Annotated in this window: 7 protein-coding genes and 1 pseudogene; 7 read left to right on the forward strand and 1 reads right to left on the reverse strand. The window is 60.6% G+C overall.

Features of this window, described 5'->3' with window-relative positions; translation table 11 throughout:
- The first annotated feature begins 17 nt into the window (after nt 1-17).
- The gene (locus tag AKG12_RS26730) at nt 18-806 is read left to right on the forward strand and encodes an SDR family oxidoreductase (protein WP_052821152.1); all 789 of its coding nucleotides are present in this window, start codon (nt 18-20) and stop codon (nt 804-806) included.
- A gap of 258 nt (nt 807-1064) precedes the next feature.
- A complete protein-coding gene (locus AKG12_RS31155; protein ID WP_259030689.1) occupies nt 1065-1193 on the forward strand; it encodes a hypothetical protein in 129 nt (42 codons plus the stop codon).
- 449 nt (nt 1194-1642) lie between these two features.
- Here the strand turns inward: AKG12_RS31155 and AKG12_RS26735 are convergent, their stop codons facing one another.
- Complete coding sequence (locus AKG12_RS26735) at nt 1643-2137, reverse strand: response regulator (RefSeq protein ID WP_137002610.1); 495 nt, start codon at nt 2135-2137, stop codon at nt 1643-1645.
- 55 nt (nt 2138-2192) lie between these two features.
- Between AKG12_RS26735 and AKG12_RS26740 the strand changes: the two genes are divergently transcribed.
- The 5 genes and pseudogenes from AKG12_RS26740 to AKG12_RS26760 form a co-directional block, all read left to right on the forward strand.
- Nucleotides 2193-2564, forward strand: coding sequence for a YsnF/AvaK domain-containing protein (locus tag AKG12_RS26740; protein ID WP_080843310.1), 372 nt, complete (start codon nt 2193-2195; stop codon nt 2562-2564).
- 32 nt (nt 2565-2596) lie between these two features.
- On the forward strand, nt 2597-3451 hold the full coding sequence (locus AKG12_RS26745) for a YsnF/AvaK domain-containing protein (RefSeq protein ID WP_052821155.1): 855 nt from the start codon (nt 2597-2599) through the stop codon (nt 3449-3451).
- Between the two features lie 141 nt (nt 3452-3592).
- Complete coding sequence (locus AKG12_RS26750; RefSeq protein WP_052821156.1) at nt 3593-4504, forward strand: hypothetical protein; 912 nt, start codon at nt 3593-3595, stop codon at nt 4502-4504.
- 111 nt (nt 4505-4615) lie between these two features.
- The gene (locus tag AKG12_RS26755) at nt 4616-5596 is read left to right on the forward strand and encodes a L,D-transpeptidase family protein (protein WP_052821158.1); all 981 of its coding nucleotides are present in this window, start codon (nt 4616-4618) and stop codon (nt 5594-5596) included.
- Between the two features lie 26 nt (nt 5597-5622).
- Nucleotides 5623-6637: pseudogene (locus AKG12_RS26760) on the forward strand (transposase); the annotation flags it as partial.

The raw sequence follows: 6637 nt of genomic DNA on the forward strand, positions 1-6637 counted from the left end.
CCATAGAGAGTCACCCCATGAACCAGATCCAAACCCCGTTTTCCCTGCCTTCCTGGGCGAATTTGCGGGGCGAAAAAGTCCTGATTGTCGGCGGAGGTTCCGGCATCGGGCTTGGCAGCGCACAGCTTCTCGGCGCGCTGGGATGCGAGGTGATCCTTGCCGGCCGCAATGCGGAAAAACTTCAGGCGGCTGTCGGCGCGATCTCCGGTAAGGCTTCGGCCGAGGTCGTCGACGGACGGTCCATCGACTCGATCAGGGATATGTTTGCCCGGGTTGGCGATTTCGATCACCTCATCATCACGATGACGGGCCGCCTCGGCGGCGGCACCTTCGCAGAGGTCGATCTCGGCGAGTTCCGGCAGGCGTTCGAGGAGAAGTTCTGGCCGCATCTCACTATCGCGCAGGCCTCGCTTGCCACCCTTTCCCCGACCGGATCGATCACATTCGTAACAGGTGCCGCGGCACGAAAGGTCAGCGCCGGCGGCAGCGGCTTCGCAGCCATCAACGGCGCGCTTGAAATCATGACGCCGACGCTTGCACGGGAACTGGCACCGCGCCGCGTCAATGCCGTGTCTCCCGGCTTCGTCGCCACACCCTGGTATGATCACATTTCCGAGGCGGAGTTCACCGAAGCCGAAGCCTTTGCGGCCGCACGTCTTCCGGTCGGTCGCATCGGCACGGTTTCCGATCTGGCTCAGGCACTGCTATATGTCGTGGCAAATGGCTTCGTCACCGGGTCCGTCATCGAATGCGATGGTGGCGCGCGGATTTCCAACGACACGCCCGAGACCGGGCTGCCGAAATAATTCGGCAGATGTAACGACTTCGACGGCGGCAACGCAGACCGTGCGTGTGCCGCGGTTTACGTTCGCTGGCTGCCCGGTATCGACACAGTGCCGTCTTCAAGCATCGAGTGTTGGTTTCCGCGCAGAAGTGAGCCGGCTCACTTCTGCGCGGAAACCAACAGACGTCCCCCTCTACTTGTCGCTGTTTTGCTGAGCATTAGTTCATCGTGATGGAAAGATGACGACATTCCACAAAAACGAAACCGCGAGAAGAGCTCCTTGGCGGACAGGAAGCAACGCTTCGACGCAACGCATGACAGCGCCATGGCGTCAATCAAGGCGGAGGCGGAGGAGCGGCGGCTGAAGACCGAGCGCTTGCGCAAGATGCGGCTTCAGTCGGGAAGTTGACGGAATTTACCCGCCTACACACTCTCGCTTGAGCGGCGAAACGTATCGTTGGGGGCAAGGCCTGACCTGACGCATCCGGAAACGCGCCTGAGAATGCAAATCTGACTTTGAGCGGACCAGACGCGTTCTGACATCGCGCTGTCATCTCCCTTCGCTATCTCATCTTCGAATGGAGAAGGTGATGGCAAGAGAACTGGCATCAGACATTGAGGATATCGCGCGGACGATCGCCGAACTCGCTCTCCCGGCAATGCGACCGAAGGATCTCGTAGACGCGGTCAGAAAGAAACACGCTGCTGCGTCTAAAAAAAGAAATATGTCGGGCCGCCTTCTACGCGGTTATTCTGGCCGCTGTCGAGGAGCCAGGCCGCGCCGAGGGGCTCCACGAGTTGGCGAGCGTCACACGAAACGAGCTCGACGAATAGAAGGGTCTCGCCGAGTAGTCGTCGTCAATGAAACGCAATAAACCGCTTAGGAGCGATACAGTCCCGCCCGGCGTGATGATCCGTTGCGAACTGGATCGTCTCGACCAATTCAAGGTCCATCACCGGCTTTGAGATCACCCCGAGGGCGCCATCGACGCCTGAGCCAAGCTGTTCCGGGTTGCCGGTCATGAAGACGACGGTGACGCCGTCTGCCGCCAGGCGTCGGCCGATTTCCGGTCCGGTCGCACCATCGATGAGATTGACATCGACAAATGCAACTTGAGCCTTGTCGGCAAGCTCGTACGCTTCCTTTGCCGTGGTTGCCGTCCCGATGGCCTCATGCCCAAGCGACAACACTGCCTCTTCGACCGCGCTCGATAACAGCCACTGGTCTTCGACGATCAGAATATTCACCATGCTTATCCAACCTTTCTTCGTGAGCGACAAAATCACTGCGTCAATACTTTGTTCCGGCCTTGGGCGATTTTTGCGCAGCTGGTGACGTGTGACCTTTTCCAAGGAACAAAGTTGGATTCCGCTCGTTCAATGCTGGTTGCAACAATCTGGAATGCGGATGACCAAGCCTGACGAGAAACTCTCGCTGATCGAAGAACAGCTTGTCATCGACAAGCGCGCCGTGCGCGACGGCAGCGTCCGCGTCAGCACCAAAACCGAGTTTGTTACAGAAGCAGCGGAGGCACGCCTCGACAGCGAGAATGTCGAGGTCACGCGTGTGGCAATCGGACGTGAAGTGTCAGAAGCGCCGGCCGTTCGCACGGACGGTGACGTGACCATCGTGCCTGTGATGGAGGAGGTTCTCGTTGTCGAGAAGCGTCTGATGCTGGTCGAAGAGATCCACATCCGCCGCGTCGCCACCACCGAGGACGTTTCCATTCCGGTCGAACTGCGCAAGCAACGTGCCAGCATCGAGCGCGACGACCCCTGAGCTAATTATCAATCCGAGAAAAGGAGAAACTCATGACCTACAGCGAAACCACATCGTCATACGGCGCCTCTTCGTCTAACACCGTGACGGCCTTCTTCGAAAACCGCAGCGATGCGGATGCCGCCGTCGAACGCCTTGTCGAAGCCGGGATTGCCCGCGACGGCATTCGCGTCGTCGCCGGCAAGGAGTCTACAACCTCGACTGAAGTTGCCTCCGAGCACAAGGGCTTTTGGGAGAAGCTGGAAGACTTCTTCTTTCCCGACGAGGACCGCGCCGTCTATTCCGAAGGTCTTCGCCGCGGTGGCTATCTTGTGACGGTCAGCAACGTCACCGCCGCCTCTTATGACAAGGTGATCGATATCCTCGATGACGAGGGCAGCATCGATCTCGATCAGCGCGCAGAGAGCTGGCGCTCGGAAGGGTGGAACCAGCAGGAGACCGTGAGTTCGTATGGCGCCTCCGCCAATCGTGCCAGCGCAACCGGAACGGCAGCTCTGGAGGCCGGCCGTGAAGAGGTTATCCCGGTGGTCGAGGAAGAGCTTCGCGTCGGCAAGCGTGACCTCAATCATGGCCGCGTGCGTGTCCGTTCTTACGTGGTCGAAAATCCTGTCAGCGAACAGGTATCGCTGCGCGACGAAAACGTCAGCATCGAGCGCCGCGCCGTCGATCGCCCGGTGACTGGAACGGAAAACGCCTTCGTCGACCGCACGATTGAGGCAGAAGAGCACCATGAAGAGGCTGTCGTCTCGAAGGATGCGCGCGTTGTCGAAGAGATCGCGCTGCGCAAGACCGCCGAGCAGCGCGAGGAGACCATCAACGATAGCGTCCGCCATACCGAGGTGGAAGTCGAAGACGAGCGGTCCGATCGTATTGTCCGCAAGGACTAATCAAGGCTCTTCGTTTGATGTAACTGCAGCAGAGACCGGCGATCCCATCGCCGGTCTTTTTTGTATCCTGCTGGACGGGAACCGAACGGCGATTGCGGCGTTAGTATGGCACTCACATTCCCGTGATGAAGAGGATGCACCATGACCGAACCTGTCTCCGTCCACGTGTCGCGCGAAGCGGCCTATGTCGACCCCTCCCTTACGGCCACTTTGCATAAGGTGTCATGGGGTGCGATCTTCGCCGGCGTCGTTCTGGCACTTGCCGTCCAGTTTCTCCTCAATCTTCTAGGCGTGGGCATTGGCGCCGCCGTGATCGATCCGGCAACCTACGACAACCCGAATGCGAGCACCTTCTCCATTGCCGGTGGCGCGTGGTTCGTTGTGGCCGGTATCATTGCTTCCTTCGTCGGCGGTTATGCCGCCAGCCGCCTTTCCGGACGTCCGAGCCGCTCGACCGGCGGGTATCAGGGCGTAACCACCTGGGCTGTCACCACTCTTGTCATCCTCTACCTGCTGACCACGTCGGTCGGTGCCCTCATCGGCGGCGCGTTCAGCGGTCTGTCGAGCATTGTCGGCGGTGTCGGCCAAACGGCCGCGACCGCTGCCACGTCGGCAGCCCCTGCCCTTGCGACTTCTGCAAACCCGATGGCCGGGATCGAGCAACAGATCCGTGACGCGTCTGGCGGCAACGATCCGGCAGCCCTGCGTGATGCAGCCGTTTCGGCGGTCCAGGCCGCGGTGACCGGTGACCAGGCAAAGGCCGCAGATGCCCGCAATCGCGCCGCTGATGCGATCGCCAAGGCGCAGAACATCCCGGTAGATCAGGCCCGCACCCAGGTCGAGCAGTACGAGAAGACCTACCGCGATAACATCGCTGCCGCAAAGCAGCAGGCGCTCGATGCCGCCCAGACGGCCACCAAGGCAGTGTCGGCCGGCGCGATCCTTGGCTTCTTCGCCCTCCTGCTCGGGGCTGTGGCGGCCTGGTTCGGCGGTTCCTACGGCACGAAGAAGGCGTTGCTTCTGGCCGAAACCACCACTCGCCGCACGATTTGACAAGATGAAGGCCGCCGGAAACGGCGGCCTTCTTCCTTGCTTGACCTTTCTCCAATGAAGCCTCTCCATCCACCGGGTGGAGAGTCTCTCCCTAATTTATCGGTAGCCTCCATGCAGAATGCCTTTCGGTACTTTTCACTGACCGCCGCTCTAACGCTCTGTTCCCCAGCCTTTGCAGCGCCGATCGACGCACAAGCCGTCAATACCGCGGCGATCGCGTCCCTTCCGATCGAGGCGCCGGCGGAAAAACAGACCGAGCCCAATCCCGCCATCGTGCATCTGCAGGTCCTGCTCGACCGGGCTGGTTCATCGCCGGGCGTCATCGACGGGTATTTCGGCGACAACCTGACGAAAGCGATCGCCGGCTTCGAGGCGCTTCAACGTCTGCCAGTGGATGGGAAGCTCGATCCCGACGTATTGGGCCGCTTGACCGATGATGCCCCGGCCATCCAGGCCTATGCCATCATTCAGGAAGACAGCAAGGATATCGTCGAGAGCATTCCGAAAGACTATGCCGAACAGGCCAGGATGGAGCATCTCGGCTACACCAGCATTGCGGAGAAGCTGGCCGAGCGGTTCCACATGCATATCGCGCTGATCAAGGCCCTCAATCCGACGGCGGCCTTCAAGCCGGGCGAAACGATCGCTGTCGCCATTCCCGGCGCTGCCAGGACCGGATCGGTCAAGCGGATCGAGGTTCATCGCAAACTGGCGCAGGTTTTCGCTTTTGCCGACGACAGCTCGCTGCTCGCGGTCTATCCAGCGACGATCGGCAGCGAGGATTCACCCTCTCCAACCGGGACACACAAGGTCAAGGGCGTGTCGCGAATGCCGACGTACACCTACAATCCGAAGATCAATTTTCAGCAGGGCAACAACAAGAAAATCCTTGAGCTGCCGAGCGGGCCGAACGGTCCTGTGGGTACCGTGTGGATCGACCTGACGGAGCCGACCTACGGCATACACGGCACGCCTGAACCGGAACTGATAGGCAAGGTTGGATCGCATGGATGTGTTCGGCTGGCCAACTGGGACGTCGAGGAACTGGCCGGCATGGTCAAGCCGGGCGTCATGGTCGAATTTGTCGAGTAGGTCCAGCTCACCGCCATTAGAAGAGCGGAGCCCATTATCGATGGCCCGGCTGGTTAACCCGTATCAGCGAAGCAAGACTGGTTCGCTCGATGTCCCGAAAGGGTTGCTTCGCGCCTTCGGCGCGGCGAACCGCCAGGCTTGACCACATCGTCCATCATCTCGGACTTGCACTGGGTGGCAGGCCAGCGGCCACCTTTGCCAAAAGGCTGATGTTGCCGGTCAGCAACGATACGCTGCTGCGCGTCGTGCGGCGACGCGGCAGTCCGCGCTTTGTCCCACCCACCGTGATCGGTATCGACGACTGGGCGTGGCGACGAAATCAACGCTATGGGACCATCATCTGCGATCTGGAACGGCGCAAAACCATTGCTCTCCTGCCGGATCGGGAGCCGTCGACGGCCCAGGCCTGGCTCTCGGACCAACCTCAGATCAGCATCGTCGCTCGCGACCGCGGCGGCGGTTACGCGACGGCTGCAGCCAAGGCGTTGCCACACGCCACCCAGGTCGCTGACCGCTGGCACTTAATGGAGAACGCCAGCCGGGCATTCCTCGATGCGGTGCGCAAATCGATGCGCCAGATCCGAACTGCGATCGGAGCGGCCACGATCAACCCCGAACTGCTGACGGCCGCCGAGAGGATCCAGTACGAGGGATATCTTCGACGGGAAGACACCAACGCCGCAATTCTCGACATGGCCAAGTCCGGAGCAACAATCAAGGAGATCGTGCGCCGGACCGGATACAGTCGCGGCCTTGTCCGACGCGTACTGCGTGGTCAACGTTCGGATGTCTTCCGCGTCCGTGAGAACTCGCTTGAACTCTACCTGCCCTGGCTTGACGCTCAATGGACGGCCGGAAACCGGAATGGAACGGAGCTATGGCGGCAACTCAAGAGCCAAGGGTTCCGCGGCTGTCTTCGAGTTGTCACCGAGTGGGCCACACGCCGTCGAAAAGCAGAGAAGGTCGATGCGGGCGCGTTGAGCCGAGCGCCTTCGGCCAGGACCATTGCACGTCTCATGACCATCGGCCGCGACGACCTTT

The sequence above is a fragment of the Agrobacterium sp. SUL3 genome (assembly GCF_001263295.1).
Lineage (GTDB): Bacteria > Pseudomonadota > Alphaproteobacteria > Rhizobiales > Rhizobiaceae > Agrobacterium > Agrobacterium tomkonis.

Bases quoted from the DNA above. Each gene is read 5' to 3' on its own strand.
- AKG12_RS26730 (WP_052821152.1), top strand. From the start codon at position 18: ATGAACCAGATCCAAACCCCGTTTTCCCTGCCTTCCTGGGCGAATTTG.
- AKG12_RS26740 (WP_080843310.1), top strand. From the start codon at position 2,193: ATGACCAAGCCTGACGAGAAACTCTCGCTGATCGAAGAACAGCTTGTC.
- AKG12_RS26745 (WP_052821155.1), top strand. From the start codon at position 2,597: ATGACCTACAGCGAAACCACATCGTCATACGGCGCCTCTTCGTCTAAC.
- AKG12_RS26750 (WP_052821156.1), top strand. From the start codon at position 3,593: ATGACCGAACCTGTCTCCGTCCACGTGTCGCGCGAAGCGGCCTATGTC.
- AKG12_RS26755 (WP_052821158.1), top strand. From the start codon at position 4,616: ATGCAGAATGCCTTTCGGTACTTTTCACTGACCGCCGCTCTAACGCTC.